The sequence below is a fragment of the Brevibacillus panacihumi genome (assembly GCF_003710985.1).
Lineage (GTDB): Bacteria > Bacillota > Bacilli > Brevibacillales > Brevibacillaceae > Brevibacillus > Brevibacillus panacihumi.
Map to the genome: position 1 here is coordinate 199,152 of NZ_RHHT01000027.1, position 15,146 is coordinate 214,297.

Sequence of the window (15,146 nt, forward strand, 5' to 3'; positions counted from 1 at the left end):
CAGATAGGGTTATCGGGTTAGCCCATATGTTTTTTGTACATCCACAACTGTCCGCTCTTGATGACGCGTGCCATTTGACCGACCAACGAGACTTTGCCCATGCTGGCAAAGCCTTCTTTTTTGCCAAGCGACCCCAGAAAGCCCTTGTGCTTGAGAGGGGGAAGGGAAGATGGGAACGCTTCGCCCTTGATATCGAGCTTCAGGATCATAGCGATCTGATCTCCCATCAACTCGGCTGTTTGCGCGCTCGGAGCAATAGCCGTGCTGGCGCAATCTCCGACGACGTAGACGTTGGGATGGGATGGAATCTGATGGTATTGGTTCAATTTGGCGCGGCCGATGTTGTCGGTTTCGATCGGCAGATTGCGAACAATGGAGCTGGCCTGGATGCCTGCCGTCCAGACGATGACGTCGCTTTCGACTGGTTCGTTGTGATTGTACACAACTCCTGGCTCGACTTTTGTTACGCTCGCCATCGAGACAAGCTGCACCTCATGCTCAATGAACCATTGAGACGCATACTCCTGCAATTTTTTCGGGAACGGGCTCAATATGCTTTGTCCGCGGTCTATGATCCGTATGTTCAGGTCAGGACGGCTCTCGCGCAGCTCGGCGGCAAGCTCTACGCCGCTCAGTCCGCCTCCAACGACGCTGACCGTAGCATAGGGGTTCAGATCGTTGATGGCTGTGTATGTGTTGCGAGTGGAACGCATGGATTGGATCGAGCAAGTGTATTGATCAGCGCCAGGAATATCGTGGTAGCGATCCTCACAGCCCAGACCGATGACCAGCCAATCGTACGCAAGACTGTCTCCATTGGCAAAACTGACTGATTGCTCATCCAGATGAACTGCCGATACCTCGCCGTATTTTACTGACAGGCGTGGATCGTTGGGAAAGGCGACACGCAGATGGGATTCTGGCTGTGTCCCAGCAGCCAGAGCATAGTACTCTGTCTTCAAACCGTGAAACGGCATCCGGTCTACCAGAGTGATCATCACATCGTCCGGTAAGTCCGAAGACAGGACACGCTCGATAATACGAAGACCCCCGTATCCTCCGCCAAGGATTACAAGTCGTTTCATAGAAGGTCTATTCCTTTCTTATGTCCGTTTTTTACAGCACCCATTCTATTTTTAGTTCTCTTTCGCCAAAATTGCAAGCAGAATCTTTTTCCCGCAATCCCCACTGTATTTTTGCAAAAGACGCGGTACAATAAAGGGCATATGAAGTCAAGGCAATTGGCAGGTGACAAGGTATGAAAGCATTGGTAGAATTTTGCGCGAGCAACGTCGCGTCCTACACCCAGGCCGTCATGGATGCATTGGAGCAAGATCCGGAATTGGATGTGGACGTGCTCGAATACGGGTGTTTGGGGTATTGCGGCGAATGTTATCTGGAGCCGTTCGCACTCGTCAATGGAAAATTGGTTCAAGCGCCAACGGCAGAGGCGCTGCTGGATAAGATCAAGCAGGTATTGAAGGAAGAGGACGACCCCTTCAAGGATCTCCCGTTGTAGCATGAGGGCTCGCCGTATTTCCTCTTACTATGGCAGAAAAAGAAAAAGCTGATTCCATGTATCTCTTCCAAGACATGGATCAGCTTTTTTGCTTGCTAGTGTTCTTTGATTACGTTGTAGAAGGTGTCGCGTTCGAGGGCGCGTTTGCCTGCGCCTTTGATCAGCCAGACCAGCTCATCTACTGTAAGGGCTTGCTGCGTCAAGGCTCCTGCCGAGTGGCTGATGCGTTCCTCGATCAAGGTGCCGTGTGCATCAGAGATCCCCATGGTCAGGGAGATTTGCGTCAGTTGGGTACCAATATTAATGAAGTAGGCTTTGATATGTTGGAAGTTGTCCAGCATCAGACGGCTGATCGCCATGGTTTTCAGGTCGTCAATCGCGGAATTGCGGCGCTTGATGCCTGCAGTCGCCTTGATTGGCTGTACGGCAAGCGGAATAAAGACCATGAAGCCATTGGTGTCGTCTTGCAGCTCACGCAGGCGAAGCATGTGAATCACACGCTCTTCCAAGGTCTCAATCGAGCCGTAAAGCATGGTCGTATGTGTCTTCAGTCCCAACTCGTGAGCAGTCCGGTGTACTTGCAGGTACATATCGGTGCTCGCTTTTTCCGGGCTCATCTTCATCCGGTAGCGTTCGGTCAGGATTTCGGCACCGCCGCCTGTCAGGCTTTGCAGACCGGCCTTCATCAATTCCTGCAGCACCTCGCGGATGGAGAGGCCAGAGATGCGGGAGAAGAATTCGATCTCCGCGCCAGTATACGATTTGAGCGTTACATCGGGATACGCTTTTCGCAGCGTACGCAGGGTATCCAGATAGTAGTCGAACGGCATGTGCTGGTTGTGACCGCCGACGATGTGGAATTCGCGGATGCCTGGATGATAACGCGTCTCTACATAATGGAGCAACTCTTCCATGCTCATGGTGTAGGCGCCATCTTCGCCTTGATCTCGACGGAATCCGCAAAATTTGCAATGCGCTTCGCAAACATTGGTCGGATTGATGTAAAGATTTTGTAAAAAATAAACATTGTCACCATTTTTTTGCTGGTTGACGTAATTGGCGAGCTGGCCAATGGTGAGCAGGTCGTTGGAGTTGAATAGCGTTACGCCATCCTCCAGTGTCAGACGTTCGCCGTGTAGTACTTTTTCAGCAATACCAGCGAGCGATTTGTCTTGGATGGCAATAGTCTCTAGTGCCATTCCAATCACTTCCTTTCTACAAGTCGTAAAAAATCATACGGTCTATCGGACACAAGGGCATCTATATTATAAACTTCTTGTCATGACCGAACAACATCAGATGTCTTGCAAGTGTCGACTGTAAAAAACTAACAAATATCGGCATTTTATGTCCGAAGTAACGAGAATGGTGGTAAATTTTGTTTGCTAAACCAAGGCAATTCTTGTAAAATGTAGGTATGAAAGCCTGATCTATGTATAGGAGGAGCTTCAAAATGCGGGACATTTTACTCGAAAAAATCGAACTCCTTCGACAGCGAATGGTTAACATGGGGTTAGAGTTTGGGTTGGATCATCCAAAAGTCCTGGAATACAGTATCCAAATTGATCAACTGCATAACGAACTGAACCAGATCGATCATAGTCTGTCTAAGGTAGTAGATACTAGCAGTAAAAAATCGTATCGCTTTTATTTGCTGGAAAATAAAGCGCACTTTGCATAGAGAGGGGCACCTCTCTTTTTTATTTGGCTATAGAATGGGCTGCGCAAGTGTAGGGGAACCTTGTGGGAGAGGACGCTTCTTTTGTATACTATATAGAGGAAGCAGGTGCTTCACGGGCCTGGCAAAGGAGGGAACAAAATGATTACATTGACCGAGCAAGCCAGCTTGAAGGTAAAGGAAATGTTGGCCGCAGAAAATGATCCCAACGTGTTTTTGCGTGTCGGCGTTCGCCCAGGCGGTTGCAGCGGCTTCACCTACGGAATCGGCTGGGACAAGGAAATGAAGGAAGGCGACGAGACCTTCACACAGGATGGAATCAAAATTGTTGTCGACCAGGACAGCTATCTATACATCAAAGGCACCGAGATCGACTACAAGGATTCCATGATGGGCGGAGGCTTCTCCATTCATAACCCGAATGCGATCGCTTCCTGCGGCTGCGGTTCGTCGTTCAAGACGGCCTTGGCGAAGGGCAAGGAAGAGAAGTGTGACGATTAATTGGCGTCAGCAATCCCGAAACGAACAAGAACAACCCCACATGTATGCTGTAGGGTTGCGGATAACGACCTTCTTAACGGTGAAGTGCGACACCTCGTTAAGGAGGTCTTTTTCATGGGGTTAAGTAGTGCCAGAAGCGGAACGAGAGGGAAGTCTCGGATTACCAACAAAATGGATAAAAGTACCTTTCCTAGTGACGGATTGAGTCTTGATAAATTCTGAATAAGACCCCATAATAGGAACATGCGTTCGATATATGGGGTGATATGTATGGCGAAGAAAATGGATGATCTATTCGATAGCATGAGGGTGGCATTGCCGGAACAGCGAGCAACTAATCTTGAGAACAATGAAATCCTTGGGTTTGAGCCGCGTCCGGAAATCGACGAAGAGGATTTCGGCGAAATGTGCTTCCGGATCTATGATTCAACCCAGTATAACTACCCGATCAATGTGAAGTGGTTCATTCCACAAAAAGGCGACTTCGGCACGTTCGAGTCCGCATGGGGCGTAGTGCGCGAGATTGATAAGAAGTACGAACAGTTCAAACTCGTCAGCGATTGGGAGTCGCATTGGATAAACGTGCGGGATCTCGTGAGCGTAAAGAAGTGATCAGCGAAGGCCCAACGGCGAGAAATCGCGAATGGGCCGTTTTTATTATTTAGGCATCGCCTCGCAAGTCCTATCTATAGGTTCCTGTCCACCAAACTGGCGGATACCGGCTCGATCCCCAGCTCGCGCATCCAGATGGAAAGCTGTCCGACGTGGTGAATTTCATGTGCAATGAGGTGGCGGAGAATGTCCCCTTGTGAGTAGGGACGGTCGTTCCAGGAAATGTCGACTAACTCATGTTCGAGGTCGCTGGACCAGTTGTCGATGAAGGAGCGGACTTCGTGATGCCAGGAATCAGAAAGCTCCCTGACGAGTGAAAGCGTCTGGACCTGCTCAAAAGGAACCTGTACGTCTGGTTTTCCCGCAATTCCGCGAATCCAGCTGTATTCCACATCCACGATATGATACAGCGTGTAGAGAATGCTGCCCGCACCCCCGACACGGTTGACCAGCAATTCTTCATGGGGGACGAGTCGACAGCGTTCGAACCACTCAGCCCGTATTTGCCAGTTATACAAAAACAGCTTTTTCATGATCGAGTCCTCCAACCTCCTTTTGCCCCCCAGTGTATCCGATTTCTTCCTGCTTGTCTGGTGTATTTTTACATACTGTCTGTATCGGCTTCTGCTTCTTCCACGTATCTACCGTTGAATATGCAAAAGGAGCGACGTGAGATGACGGAAGGTACAGGACAAACAAGGATTTTGGGGTTAGGCGCAGGCTCGTTGGTTCTCGCCGTCTGGGCTGATATTTTGTTCTACGGCAAAGCGCCGGGAATCTCGTATCCTTTGTTTTTACTCAGTCTATACGGGTTGTTCTGGTGGCAAGCGAGAGCGAACGGCAGGATGAATATTGCTCGCCGTCACGCTTTTTCCCTGGGAATGACGGTGCCGATCCTGCTGCTTGCTTTTACATTTCTCTTATTCTCCAACTCCTTGTTCCACATCGCCAATTTTATGCTGGTTCCCTTTTTGTTCATCGTACAAACGATCCTGCTGACCGAGCGGAACCGCAAAAAGTGGTATACATTAGGCTTTCTCGGGAATTTGATTGAAATCGCTTTACTCTACACGCTGCGCCATATCCGCGTGCCTTTTGGCGGGATCAAAGAATGGATCAAAAGCAGGGTCGACCAGAAAAAGTATGGAGTCGGCAAAAAAATCGCGACCGGGATCGGAGTCTCGCTACCTATCTTGTTTGTGGTATTGTCCCTCTTGTCACAGGCAGACGGTGTGTTTGGGTTTTTCCTGGGTGAGATTCCCCGCCTGTTTTGGGAAACCGTTTCCGTGGAGACGCTGTTTCGCCTCTTCCTGATCGGGGCCTTGGCGATAGGCATGTTTGCTTATTTTTTCACGTTAGTGGGCAAGTGGGAGCCCTTCGCAGAAGTTCCTGTACCGAACCAGGAGGAAAAGCCGATCGTCTGGGATGGAATTGTGCTGGCAACGATGTTGACGATTATCAATGTGGTGTACATTGCGTTTACAGCCGTTCAGATCTCGTACTTGTTTACGGGGGAGAAGATGCTTTTGCCCGAGGGCATGACCTATGCAGAGTACGCCAAAAACGGATTTAACGAATTGGTTATGGTCACGCTGATCAATTTTCTTATCCTGATTGCCACGATGCATTTTGCTTCGCGCGCAAAACACGGGGTCTATCGGGTCATTCAGGTCTTGCTCAGCTTGTTGACCGTATGTACAGGCTTCATGCTCTTTTCTGCGTACTTTCGGCTTTCGTTGTACGAAGCGGCTTACGGCTATACCTATTCGCGGTTGTTGGGCCACGCCTTCATGATGTATCTGTTGGTCGTGTTTCTCATCGGGCTGCTCAAAATCTGGCGTGGCGGCTTCTCCCTGGTCAAATACTACGCGATCGTCGGCTTGATCGCATACGTCGTAATCAACTACATCAACATCGATGCGATCATCGTGAAAAACAACCTGGCACGCTATGCCGAGACCGGGAACATCGACCTGGATTATCTCACGAGGCTCTCAGATGACGCGTATCCTTATTTATTGGCTTTGACGAATGATCCGCAGATGGGAGAGCGGGTGAAGAAGAGGCTGGAAATCCGCTTGGAAGAGGAGCGGGAGTCGGAGTGGAACTGGCAATCGTTCAATCTGTCTACGTATCTGGCGATGAAAAAGGTGGAGGAAGCAATAGGGAATTGATAGACAACGGATAGATCGTGTGTGATAGATTTAGAGGGTATGATCCCCATATCTTTTTGCAAAGGGAGGTCATAGACATGAAAATCCTTATTGCCATTATCGCGGTTGCTGGGCTGCTTACTGCTCTAGCAGCGCTCTATGTCAGCTTGAAAAACCGAAGAGATCGTTAGCAATATTCGCGGTCCGCTCGTTATCTGAAAAAAGGGTGTGAAAACAATGAGCCACCTCCTTTTCATATGCATCATGATAGGTATGGCAATGCTGCTGTATCACACCTTTCTGGTACGCACGACCATTGTCGAATGCCGTGCGCCCCGTCTGCCAGCACTCACTCTGATTCACATCACGGATCTTCACGGACGTACGCATTTTTTGAATGGCTCGCTGCATCGTCTCATCAACAAGTGGCAGCCGGATCTCGTCTGTGTGACCGGAGATCTGGTCCAGTTTCGTAGGCAATTGAAACGCGTAATGGGAGAGATCGGCAGAATCGAGGCGAGAGAGGGCATCTTTTTTGTTCCCGGCAATTACGAGCGGGAAGAGAAACGCGTCATCGGCAAATTGCGTTATACCGATCAGGAGTACGAGAGGATGAAGCGGGTGTGGGAAGGGTCCATGCGAGTCTTGGAAAACCAAGGCATCGCGGTTCCTTTTGAAAATAAGATCCTTTATCTTTACGGCTTCGACAATTCCGTCTATGGAAATGAAAAATACGTCCCGCAGCATAGGGAAGAAGAACCGGACTATACGGTTTTCCTGGCCCATTCGCCGAACATCATTTCTTATATAGAAGAAAGAGGATTGCGGGCAGATTTGCTGCTGACTGGTCATACACACGGCGGGCAAGTCAGATTGTTCGGCAAAACATGGGGGGCGTACAAGCATTTTCACGTAGGAGTCAAGCCAGACAATCGCGTTGGTCTTTTTGCGATCAGTCGGGGGCTCGGAACAACCAAATTGCCTGTACGCTTCGGTTGTTTCCCAGAAATCACGGTTTATCGCTTTAATTCCGATCGGATTTCCCTTTAGTTCACCAATCCTTTGCCAGTTTGTCATGGTTCGTTCACAGATTGCCATATATTGGACGACATGAATTCAGTACAATGAATATGTAAAGATCATTATAAGATTTTAGAAAGAAGGGTCTCCTATGAAAAAGAAGTGGGGTTTGCTGGTGTCGGCAGTTGCCGTATCCGCGATGTTAATGACAGCATGTGGTGGGGAAACAAATAACCAGGCTGCCAGTGGCAACGAGGCTGCTCCCGCTGCGGCTTCTTCTGGAACACAGGTAAATATCGAAGCGAGCAACTGGAAATTCAACCAGGATACATTTGAAGTAAAAGCTGGCGAGGAATTCACGATCAACTTCAAATCCACCGAGGGCTTCCACGGAATCGGAATTGAAGGTCTCGATGTAGACCTGCAAAAAGACGGCAGCAAAACATTGAAAGTCGACGAGCCAGGCGAGTATAAAATCTTCTGCAACATTATTTGCGGACCGGACCATGGAAAAATGGTTGCTACACTGGTCGTAAAATAAGCGGCATAACCAAATGACATCAAACCAAGCACTTTGTCCGATTAGCGGGCAGGGTGCTTTTTTCATACATATTTTACCTTGAGATGGTGCATGGTATAGAAGGAAGGTTTACAGGCAACGAACAGGACGCATGTGGCAGGAAAAGGAGATGGATGGTTCTGGAGAAAAAGAAGTATTACGTCACGCTGCAAGCGGGCACGACTGTTGCTGAAATCCGCGACGTAAAAGGAACCTCTGCTTATGATTACGAAATCGAGGCTTCAGAAGTAGAGGTAGGGATGCTGCGGGATTTGTTCAACAACTGCGTCCATGGCGACTTCATGATGTGGATGCACAGTCACACGCTATGGTCCGATATGCCTGATCGGGATAATGATGAGTACGATGACAACCTGCGGTCCATTTACCAAATCATCTACCGTCTTGGAACTCCCAAAACCAGAAGCGATCTGGAGCAGATGGGACTTGTAGAGGCCTTGCGGCTGGATCAGGAAGATTTGCGCCCGTTCTAGGTATTGTTTGCTGTGAGCCTATTCAATCAATTGGAATCAATAAGGAGTGAGCGGGATGAAGCAATGGAAAAAAGGAATCGTCACGACAGCACTTGCAATGGGATTGGTCATGCCGATAGGGGCACAGGCACAATCGATTCAGGCACAGCCTCTATCCAATCCGGGAGCTGTCACAAGCGTACCTGAACAGGAAAGCCAGGATCATCATGGACATCACAAGTTCAAGATGCGGCTGAGTGTACATCAAAAAATGTACATGACGCTGCTGGCCGAAAAATACACTCCAAAGCAAGCGGCTGAGTGGCAATCGGTGTTTAAGGAAAGGGAAAGACTGATCGGGGAGCTGAAGGCAGCTCGGAAGACCTCCAGCCAAGAGGGAAAAATGAACAAGCAGGCAAAAACCGAGAGCGAGGATGCCGATCATCGCGCCCACATGGAGAAGTCCAGACAGGTGTACAAAGAATTCCATGCGGCGATCGAGTCTGGAGAAGAAGCGAAAATCAAGGAAGTGCTGCCGAAGCTGCTGGAGCAGATGAAAGCGAAGAATGAGCGCCTGGCGAAAAAAGTGGCAGAGGCAAAAAAATAAGGTTAACTAGGAGGGGCGTATGGGAAATGCGCCCTTTTTGGTATTCCATTCTTCGATGATGACGGTGCGCTCTGCCGCACAATTGGGGCACCAGCATGCATGCAGGCAGTGATGGTGGAGCAGATCCGAATAGCCATTGTCGAGCTTGGCGTCATCGATCTCCCGGTATGGACTGTATTGGCCGTAATAATCGTAAAGCCGTCCGCCGTCTAGTAACGTGGTTTGGCAAAGGGGGCAATCCTCCTGAAGCGTTTCAAAACCGTTGCATACTGGACAGAGATAACTCATAGCGATGGCGCCTCCCGAGCATGAATTTCCTTTTTACTGTGTGCGAACAGGGAGGAAGGTATGCAGAAGGCAAAAAAGTCCTGCACAGCTCAGTGAGGAGCGGCAGGACTTTTGGCAGTCATTACGATTTGAAATTGTCCATGCTGGAGGAGTGGCCTGGCTGCAATTTTGCGTTGGGATTGATGTAGGCGATGGCGTTGTTTACGGCTGTAGGAGCCTCGCCAAACCCGACGGCGATCAGCTTTACTTTTCCTGGATAGGTGGCAATATCTCCAGCTGCATAGATGCCGGGGATATTCGTCTCCATGCGGGAGTTGACGACGATCGAGCCTTTCTCCAGCTCCAGGCCCCAATTTTTGATCGGGCCAAGGGAAGAGATGAAGCCGAAGTTGACGATCACCGCGTCGACATCCAGTGCAATTTCCTCTTTTGTGGTGCAGTGGGCAAGCGTGATGCGCTCAATTTTGCCGTCGCCTTCCAAGCCTGCTATTTCGTATGGAGTCGTTACTTTTACTTTGGAGGCCATCAGCATCTCTACGCTGTGTTCGTGGGCACGGAACTTGTCGCGGCGGTGAATGAGCGTGACTTCCTTGGCGATCGGCTCAAGCATCAAAGACCAGTCCAGAGCAGAATCGCCGCCGCCGATGACGGCTACACGTTGCCCTTTGAAGGAGTTCAGATCGGTGACGAAGTAGTGCAGATTGGATTTCTCGTAGTTGACGGCATCGGGATGTTCCAGTCTGCGCGGTTCAAATGCGCCTACTCCCGCGGTAATAATCACTGCTTTGGAGTAATGGATGCCCTTATCAGTCGTGATCTCAAACACATCCTGATCATTCTTCACGACGTTTTCCACTTTCTCTTCCAGGCAGATGCTTTGCTGGAATTGGGAAATCTGTTCTTTCAGATTATTGATCAGATCTTGAGCCAAAACTTTGGGGAATCCGGCAACATCGTATATGTACTTCTCCGGATAAAGAGCAGAAAGCTGACCGCCAAGCTGCGGCATGCTTTCGATTATTTTTACACTTGCTTGTCGCATTCCGCCGTAAAATGCTGTAAACAAGCCGGCAGGACCGCCGCCAATAATCGTGATGTCATATACTTGCTCGTCCTTTTGCAGAAGATTCAATCTCAGCACCTCCGAAATATTCTGAACAAACTCCTTCCTCATTATACCTATACTTCCAATTTAAAAAAAGCAGGGAAAAAACAGCTTTTTGCCCCTTTTTTTTCGAGCTTGTGCTGAAACATTGCGAATAGAGAAAAAAGGCTTGCAAAAAGAATGCTCTGTGGATATGATGGGGGTGACTGTTAAAAAATTGTCACATTTTGTATTACGTGAGTTTGTGCTTTTTTTCACAGATAATACCGCATCATGACCCGCACTGATTTTCTTTTATAACGTTCTACGTGAAATTTCGCACAAACTTCGCCCAAATATCACTGTTGATGAATGGAAGGGATACCATGAGCACACCCAAAATCCTCATCCTTGGTGCAGGGTACGGAGGATTGCTGACCACTCTGCAGCTGCAAAAGAAACTGAATTACAATGAAGCGGAAATCACGTTGGTCAACAAGCACAATTACCATTACATCACGACTTGGCTGCACGAACCGGCTGCCGGAACTTCTACGGCAGACCATGCTCGCGTCAATCTGGAAGGCATCCTCAATCAAGACAAGGTCAATTTCGTCAAAGGGACAGTCCAATCCATCCAGTCCGAGGAACAAACTGTCACACTCGAGGATGGAACCGTTCTCTCCTATGATTACCTGGTGATCGGACTTGGCAGCGAGCCGGAAACATTCGGCATTGAGGGCTTGAAAGAGCATGCTTTCAGCATTCGCAGCATCAATGCCGTGCGCCACATTCGCGAGCATATCGAGTACATGTTCGCGAAGTTTAAAGGCGAGCGGGATCGTACGGATTACCTCACGTTTGTCGTTGGCGGAGCCGGATTTACCGGGATCGAGTTCTGCGGCGAGCTGGGGGATCGGATTCCGGAATTGTGCGAGGAGTTCGACGTAGATCCTTCGCTGGTGAAAGTGTATTGCATCGAGGCTGCTCCGACGGCACTTCCTGGCTTCGATCCTGAGCTGATCAAGTATGCGATGGAAGTACTGGAGCGCAAAGGAATCGAATTCAAGATCGGCACTCCGATCCAAAAATGCACTCCGGACGGCGTACTGCTCGCGACGGGTGAAGAAATCAAATCCAAGACCGTGATCTGGGCTGCGGGGGTTCGCGGCAACAGCATCGTGGAAAAAGCAGGCTTCGAGGTCATGCGCGGACGGGTCAAGGTAGACGAATTCCTGCGTGCTCCCGGACATGAGAATGTCTTCGTCGTCGGCGATTGCGCCCTGATTTTCAATGAAGAAGGCCGTCCGTATCCGCCTACCGCACAAATCGCGGTGCAAGAAGGCGAGACGCTCGGCGACAATCTGGTGGCGATGCTGCGCGGAGAGCTTCCGCAAAAATTCGTTCCTCACCTGCAAGGCACGCTGGCTTCCTTGGGCAAAGGGGAAGGCATCGGTCAAGTAGGCTCGAAAAAGCTGTTTGGCAGCACAGCAGCCATGATGAAAAAAGCAAGCGATCTGCGCTATTTGTGGAAGATCGGCGGAGTCGGGCTTGCATTGAAGAAAGTAAAGCTGTAAGCTAGACGACGAAAAAGGACATCGAATGCCCCCGGCTACGCAAGCGCCGGGGGTTTTGCAGTCAGAAGGAGTGCTGGTGGATGCGGGATGGCAAGGTGTGGCTGGGCGCATGCGGCATCGTGATTCGCGGCGACGAGGCATTGGTCGTGAAAAAGGCGTACAGCGGCTTGAAGGGACAGTGGTCGTTTCCTGCCGGGTTTGTGCAGGAGGGCGAGACAGTCGATGAAGCGGCCGTAAGGGAAGTGATGGAGGAGACAGGGGTTAGAGCTGAGATCCGTCAGGTGGCAGCGATCCGCTCCGGGGTGATCCGGGGAACCGTCAGCGACAATATGGTGGTTTTCTGGATGGATTACATCGAAGGAGAGCCGCGTCCGCAGGAAGGCGAGATTGAGGATGCACGGTTCATGCCGATTGAGCAGCTGATCACGGACCCTTTGTCCTCGACGTACCTGAAGATCATTCTTCCTGAATACCGAAAGCGCGAGCAGGGAATGAGCGGCAGCAACTATCCCATCGACCCGGTCTTTTCGTACACGTCCTATAAGATTTTTAAGTAATTCAAAGCATGAAGCAAAAAATCGGCAATGTTATCGCTTACACCGCCGATTTTTTGCCTTTTTTCCGAGATCATTGGATTGTGTTGCGCAGCAAAAGCATGATATTATAAAACTCATCTAAATTATCTGAAAATACATGCAATTGTTTCCAGTGCATGGCAAGGGAAAGGGGAGAGCATCATGAGAGAAACACAAGAAAAATGCCCATACTGCAAAGGAGAAGGTTATTTCCATCTCTTGCTGGGAGGAACGGAGAGTTGCCCCGGCTGTGAGGGGACAGGAGCACATGCGCAAGAGGCCGTCCTCGCAAGCAGAAAATAGAGAATCATGACAAGATCAATCTAAAAATCCTCCCCGCAAAAATTGGGGGAGGATTTGCTGTTAAAATCCGATGTAAAATTTGGCTGCCAGCAGTCCGACGATTGCCAGCCCGAAAAACACGAGGAAACTCTTCAAATCTTTTACCGTTCGCTCGATCAGTTTGCTCACAGGTTCGTTGTTTTTCATCGCGCCTATTGCCCCTCTCTAGAATGTTTTTTATTCTGTCGGGGGCATCAGCCACGAATCTGGTGGACCCATACTTCAATGGCACGAGCAAAAGAAGGATCAATAGAACCTGGATGATGCAAAGAAACATATCGGGCAGGGCCGAAGAGGCATCGGGAATATTCCGGTAGATGTCCGGCAGGCTGGTGAACTGCAGCTTGTGGTCCAAAAACTTGATCAGGACATGAGGGCGAACGCTGACGAAGTGGTAAACACCGGTAAAGGTCGACCAATAGGCAGTCTCCTGCTGTGGTGTAATCGGCTCGTTTACCGAGGCAGGTACAACCGCAAATAGACAGAGACAAGCCACCAAAACGGTTATGATATATGTTTGAGCGGATCGAAAATTGAGCAGTGCCATTTGATTTCCTTTCCGAGCATCTTAAAAAAATTTCTCTTCTTCAATCCTACCCCAACTGTGACAGATTGTCATCAGATGTGCGCCGAAACAAGCAAGTGATCCATTGGATCGGCTTCTTGTATTGACCTGTTTTGCTGATTTCGATACACTTGGATACGAAAACAAGCCAGCTTTTTCCGTCAGGATATCGTTTTCGGAAAAGACAGGCAGGAGGTCTAACGATCCATGAGCATACTGCAATTTGTCGTATCCATCGTCCTATTCTCCGTTCTTGGCTTTGGGATCGGATTTATTTTTAACATGATCTTGCGTACGACCTGGCTCCCGATCATCATCGCGATCGGCGTGGTAATCGGAACACTCATCTACCAACAGATCGTCCCAGGAATTTGGGATGCGGTTATTCTCGGCTGCGGCATGGTCGGCACTGTCGCAAGCGGTTGGACGATTCAAACTTTGCGTAAAAAAGGATATCGGATGTTTTAACAAGACGGCAGGCCAAGAACAGGCCTGTTTTTTTGTTCTTTCAGGTAGCCCACCTAATAAGATGGTACAAACTTCAAGAAAATTGTTTCTGTATGCATCCCCGAATCGTCATTCCAAGTGATTTCAAAAACAAGGTCCCGATAAAAAATACGGTTTATCTCTTCGGTACTCATCCCCGCACGAAATGATATGGAACCATTCCCCGCACTTGATGTAAATATTTGAAGTGGCTTTCCTTCCTTGAAATCTGGTGATTCCCATGTGCCCTTAGGTCGGCCTATAACCAAGTCTGTCTGAACTGTAAATTGGGTGATATTCGAAGAAGTTTTTGGCTTCAGCTTACCCACGAAGAGCACCATACTCTTATCTCTGTTAGGTGTCAAAATACACTGCCCTTCCCAATGGTCGCTGGATCCTTGAAAGTGATAGGACCATGTTTGGGAATGATTGAAAAGAAGAAAAACACCGATGAAAATAATGAGCAATGCACCGAATGACAAAATTCTTTTGACTTTCATCCCTACACCCCTTAGTTAATTTTTTTCGGACAGCGACTGGGGGCTCTTTTAGTGGTTGGTTTTTCCATCTTCTTGACAACAAATAGATGTAACGATTAGATCGAATATTTTGGTAATATTATGTAAATATACCATGTTTGTGTTACATATCGCACTAAGTGGGGGACTTCAATGAAAAATTTGATTAAATCGTACCAACATCCGATCTCGCTGTTATTTGGTTTGGTTGCCTCTGTAGGGACAATGTACCTCTGGGCTCTTTTATTCCTTGACTCTTCGATCTCCGTTTTAACCTCGATCCTTTTGTTACTTCCCGCTTTAATTGGACTCATTGCTTCATTTGTTCGACCACCACTTATCATCATCTCGTTTGTCATTTCATTTCCGTTTAGCGTCTACTTATTTTTAAACGGAAACATGTACAAATTGTTTATGATTCCCTCTCTTTTTTTCCTGATTTCTGCAATTCTGAAGTGTAAGTCATCACAAGGTTTACCTTGGAGCGCGTAGGAGACCTGAGCTGGTCGAGGAAAAAGGAGAAAAAAGCGAAGGCATTTGGGATCTTGACCAAGCCGGGAACGGAAAAGCGGAACACGCTCTTAGCGGC

At 48.8% G+C, this 15,146-nt stretch carries 20 protein-coding genes; 13 read left to right on the forward strand and 7 right to left on the reverse strand.

The window, feature by feature from the left end:
- Positions 1–17 precede the first annotated feature (17 nt).
- The gene (locus EDM58_RS13490) at positions 18–1,085 is read right to left on the reverse strand and encodes an NAD(P)/FAD-dependent oxidoreductase (protein WP_023558243.1); all 1,068 of its coding nucleotides are present in this window, start codon (positions 1,083–1,085) and stop codon (positions 18–20) included.
- Between the two features lie 173 nt (positions 1,086–1,258).
- On the opposite strand from EDM58_RS13490, the gene EDM58_RS13495 reads away from it, so the two are divergent.
- Complete coding sequence (locus tag EDM58_RS13495; RefSeq protein ID WP_023558242.1) at positions 1,259–1,519, forward strand: YuzB family protein; 261 nt, start codon at positions 1,259–1,261, stop codon at positions 1,517–1,519.
- 95 nt (positions 1,520–1,614) lie between these two features.
- On the opposite strand, the gene mqnE is transcribed toward EDM58_RS13495, so the two are convergent.
- Positions 1,615–2,718 carry an aminofutalosine synthase MqnE gene (mqnE, locus tag EDM58_RS13500; RefSeq protein WP_122913778.1) on the reverse strand — a complete coding sequence of 368 codons (1,104 nt, stop codon included), beginning with the start codon at positions 2,716–2,718 and terminating at the stop codon, positions 1,615–1,617.
- A gap of 254 nt (positions 2,719–2,972) precedes the next feature.
- On the opposite strand from mqnE, the gene EDM58_RS13510 reads away from it, so the two are divergent.
- From EDM58_RS13510 to EDM58_RS13520, 3 genes are all read left to right on the forward strand, one after another.
- Positions 2,973–3,200 carry an aspartyl-phosphate phosphatase Spo0E family protein gene (locus tag EDM58_RS13510; protein ID WP_023558240.1) on the forward strand — a complete coding sequence of 76 codons (228 nt, stop codon included), beginning with the start codon at positions 2,973–2,975 and terminating at the stop codon, positions 3,198–3,200.
- A 138-nt stretch (positions 3,201–3,338) separates the two neighbouring features.
- On the forward strand, positions 3,339–3,698 hold the full coding sequence (gene erpA, locus EDM58_RS13515) for an iron-sulfur cluster insertion protein ErpA (protein ID WP_023558239.1): 360 nt from the start codon (positions 3,339–3,341) through the stop codon (positions 3,696–3,698).
- Between the two features lie 270 nt (positions 3,699–3,968).
- On the forward strand, positions 3,969–4,310 hold the full coding sequence (locus EDM58_RS13520) for a YolD-like family protein (RefSeq protein WP_122913780.1): 342 nt from the start codon (positions 3,969–3,971) through the stop codon (positions 4,308–4,310).
- Between the two features lie 74 nt (positions 4,311–4,384).
- On the opposite strand, the gene EDM58_RS13525 is transcribed toward EDM58_RS13520, so the two are convergent.
- Positions 4,385–4,843 (reverse strand): DinB family protein, encoded by a 459-nt coding sequence (locus tag EDM58_RS13525; protein WP_122913781.1) that lies wholly within the window; start codon positions 4,841–4,843, stop codon positions 4,385–4,387.
- Between the two features lie 141 nt (positions 4,844–4,984).
- Here EDM58_RS13525 and EDM58_RS13530 point away from each other — a divergent pair, with 141 nt between their 5' ends.
- From EDM58_RS13530 to EDM58_RS13550, 5 genes are all read left to right on the forward strand, one after another.
- A complete protein-coding gene (locus EDM58_RS13530; protein WP_122913782.1) occupies positions 4,985–6,484 on the forward strand; it encodes a DUF4153 domain-containing protein in 1,500 nt (499 codons plus the stop codon).
- Positions 6,485–6,700: 216 nt separating this feature from the next.
- Positions 6,701–7,513, forward strand: coding sequence for a metallophosphoesterase (locus EDM58_RS13535; RefSeq protein WP_122913783.1), 813 nt, complete (start codon positions 6,701–6,703; stop codon positions 7,511–7,513).
- A 121-nt stretch (positions 7,514–7,634) separates the two neighbouring features.
- Positions 7,635–8,024: a cupredoxin domain-containing protein gene (locus EDM58_RS13540; protein WP_023558232.1), complete on the forward strand. Its 390-nt coding sequence runs from the start codon at positions 7,635–7,637 to the stop codon at positions 8,022–8,024.
- Positions 8,025–8,176: 152 nt separating this feature from the next.
- Positions 8,177–8,536 (forward strand): hypothetical protein, encoded by a 360-nt coding sequence (locus tag EDM58_RS13545; RefSeq protein ID WP_122913784.1) that lies wholly within the window; start codon positions 8,177–8,179, stop codon positions 8,534–8,536.
- A gap of 55 nt (positions 8,537–8,591) precedes the next feature.
- On the forward strand, positions 8,592–9,122 hold the full coding sequence (locus EDM58_RS13550; RefSeq protein WP_122913785.1) for a hypothetical protein: 531 nt from the start codon (positions 8,592–8,594) through the stop codon (positions 9,120–9,122).
- Between the two features lie 6 nt (positions 9,123–9,128).
- On the opposite strand, the gene EDM58_RS13555 is transcribed toward EDM58_RS13550, so the two are convergent.
- Entirely contained in the window at positions 9,129–9,410 is a 282-nt protein-coding gene (locus EDM58_RS13555; RefSeq protein WP_122913786.1) for a hypothetical protein, read from the reverse strand.
- 121 nt (positions 9,411–9,531) lie between these two features.
- On the reverse strand, positions 9,532–10,542 hold the full coding sequence (locus tag EDM58_RS13560; protein WP_122913805.1) for an NAD(P)/FAD-dependent oxidoreductase: 1,011 nt from the start codon (positions 10,540–10,542) through the stop codon (positions 9,532–9,534).
- Between the two features lie 338 nt (positions 10,543–10,880).
- Here EDM58_RS13560 and EDM58_RS13565 point away from each other — a divergent pair, with 338 nt between their 5' ends.
- The 3 genes from EDM58_RS13565 (at position 10,881) to EDM58_RS25720 (ending at position 12,949) form a co-directional block, all read left to right on the forward strand.
- Positions 10,881–12,071 carry an NAD(P)/FAD-dependent oxidoreductase gene (locus tag EDM58_RS13565; protein WP_122913787.1) on the forward strand — a complete coding sequence of 397 codons (1,191 nt, stop codon included), beginning with the start codon at positions 10,881–10,883 and terminating at the stop codon, positions 12,069–12,071.
- A gap of 80 nt (positions 12,072–12,151) precedes the next feature.
- Positions 12,152–12,628 (forward strand): NUDIX domain-containing protein, encoded by a 477-nt coding sequence (locus tag EDM58_RS13570; protein WP_122913788.1) that lies wholly within the window; start codon positions 12,152–12,154, stop codon positions 12,626–12,628.
- A 180-nt stretch (positions 12,629–12,808) separates the two neighbouring features.
- Complete coding sequence (locus tag EDM58_RS25720) at positions 12,809–12,949, forward strand: YuiA family protein (protein ID WP_183187503.1); 141 nt, start codon at positions 12,809–12,811, stop codon at positions 12,947–12,949.
- 60 nt (positions 12,950–13,009) lie between these two features.
- On the opposite strand, the gene EDM58_RS26390 is transcribed toward EDM58_RS25720, so the two are convergent.
- Positions 13,010–13,135, reverse strand: a complete 126-nt coding sequence (locus tag EDM58_RS26390; protein ID WP_281275086.1) for a hypothetical protein — start codon at positions 13,133–13,135, stop codon at positions 13,010–13,012.
- A gap of 625 nt (positions 13,136–13,760) precedes the next feature.
- Between EDM58_RS26390 and EDM58_RS13575 the strand changes: the two genes are divergently transcribed.
- Entirely contained in the window at positions 13,761–14,021 is a 261-nt protein-coding gene (locus EDM58_RS13575) for a YuiB family protein (protein ID WP_023558222.1), read from the forward strand.
- Between the two features lie 53 nt (positions 14,022–14,074).
- On the opposite strand, the gene EDM58_RS13580 is transcribed toward EDM58_RS13575, so the two are convergent.
- A complete protein-coding gene (locus tag EDM58_RS13580; RefSeq protein WP_122913789.1) occupies positions 14,075–14,539 on the reverse strand; it encodes a hypothetical protein in 465 nt (154 codons plus the stop codon).
- Positions 14,540–15,146: the final 607 nt, after the last annotated feature.

Coding starts and splice junctions, on each gene's coding strand:
- EDM58_RS13545 (WP_122913784.1), top strand. CDS start 8,177: ATGGTTCTGGAGAAAAAGAAGTATTACGTCACGCTGCAAGCGGGCACG.
- EDM58_RS25720 (WP_183187503.1), top strand. CDS start 12,809: ATGAGAGAAACACAAGAAAAATGCCCATACTGCAAAGGAGAAGGTTAT.
- EDM58_RS13555 (WP_122913786.1), bottom strand. CDS start 9,410: ATGAGTTATCTCTGTCCAGTATGCAACGGTTTTGAAACGCTTCAGGAG.
- EDM58_RS13575 (WP_023558222.1), top strand. CDS start 13,761: ATGAGCATACTGCAATTTGTCGTATCCATCGTCCTATTCTCCGTTCTT.
- EDM58_RS26390 (WP_281275086.1), bottom strand. CDS start 13,135: ATGAAAAACAACGAACCTGTGAGCAAACTGATCGAGCGAACGGTAAAA.
- EDM58_RS13525 (WP_122913781.1), bottom strand. CDS start 4,843: ATGAAAAAGCTGTTTTTGTATAACTGGCAAATACGGGCTGAGTGGTTC.
- mqnE (WP_122913778.1), bottom strand. CDS start 2,718: ATGGCACTAGAGACTATTGCCATCCAAGACAAATCGCTCGCTGGTATT.
- EDM58_RS13535 (WP_122913783.1), top strand. CDS start 6,701: ATGAGCCACCTCCTTTTCATATGCATCATGATAGGTATGGCAATGCTG.
- EDM58_RS13580 (WP_122913789.1), bottom strand. CDS start 14,539: ATGAAAGTCAAAAGAATTTTGTCATTCGGTGCATTGCTCATTATTTTC.
- EDM58_RS13570 (WP_122913788.1), top strand. CDS start 12,152: ATGCGGGATGGCAAGGTGTGGCTGGGCGCATGCGGCATCGTGATTCGC.
- EDM58_RS13495 (WP_023558242.1), top strand. CDS start 1,259: ATGAAAGCATTGGTAGAATTTTGCGCGAGCAACGTCGCGTCCTACACC.
- EDM58_RS13490 (WP_023558243.1), bottom strand. CDS start 1,085: ATGAAACGACTTGTAATCCTTGGCGGAGGATACGGGGGTCTTCGTATT.
- EDM58_RS13540 (WP_023558232.1), top strand. CDS start 7,635: ATGAAAAAGAAGTGGGGTTTGCTGGTGTCGGCAGTTGCCGTATCCGCG.
- erpA (WP_023558239.1), top strand. CDS start 3,339: ATGATTACATTGACCGAGCAAGCCAGCTTGAAGGTAAAGGAAATGTTG.
- EDM58_RS13530 (WP_122913782.1), top strand. CDS start 4,985: ATGACGGAAGGTACAGGACAAACAAGGATTTTGGGGTTAGGCGCAGGC.
- EDM58_RS13510 (WP_023558240.1), top strand. CDS start 2,973: ATGCGGGACATTTTACTCGAAAAAATCGAACTCCTTCGACAGCGAATG.
- EDM58_RS13520 (WP_122913780.1), top strand. CDS start 3,969: ATGGCGAAGAAAATGGATGATCTATTCGATAGCATGAGGGTGGCATTG.
- EDM58_RS13565 (WP_122913787.1), top strand. CDS start 10,881: ATGAGCACACCCAAAATCCTCATCCTTGGTGCAGGGTACGGAGGATTG.
- EDM58_RS13550 (WP_122913785.1), top strand. CDS start 8,592: ATGAAGCAATGGAAAAAAGGAATCGTCACGACAGCACTTGCAATGGGA.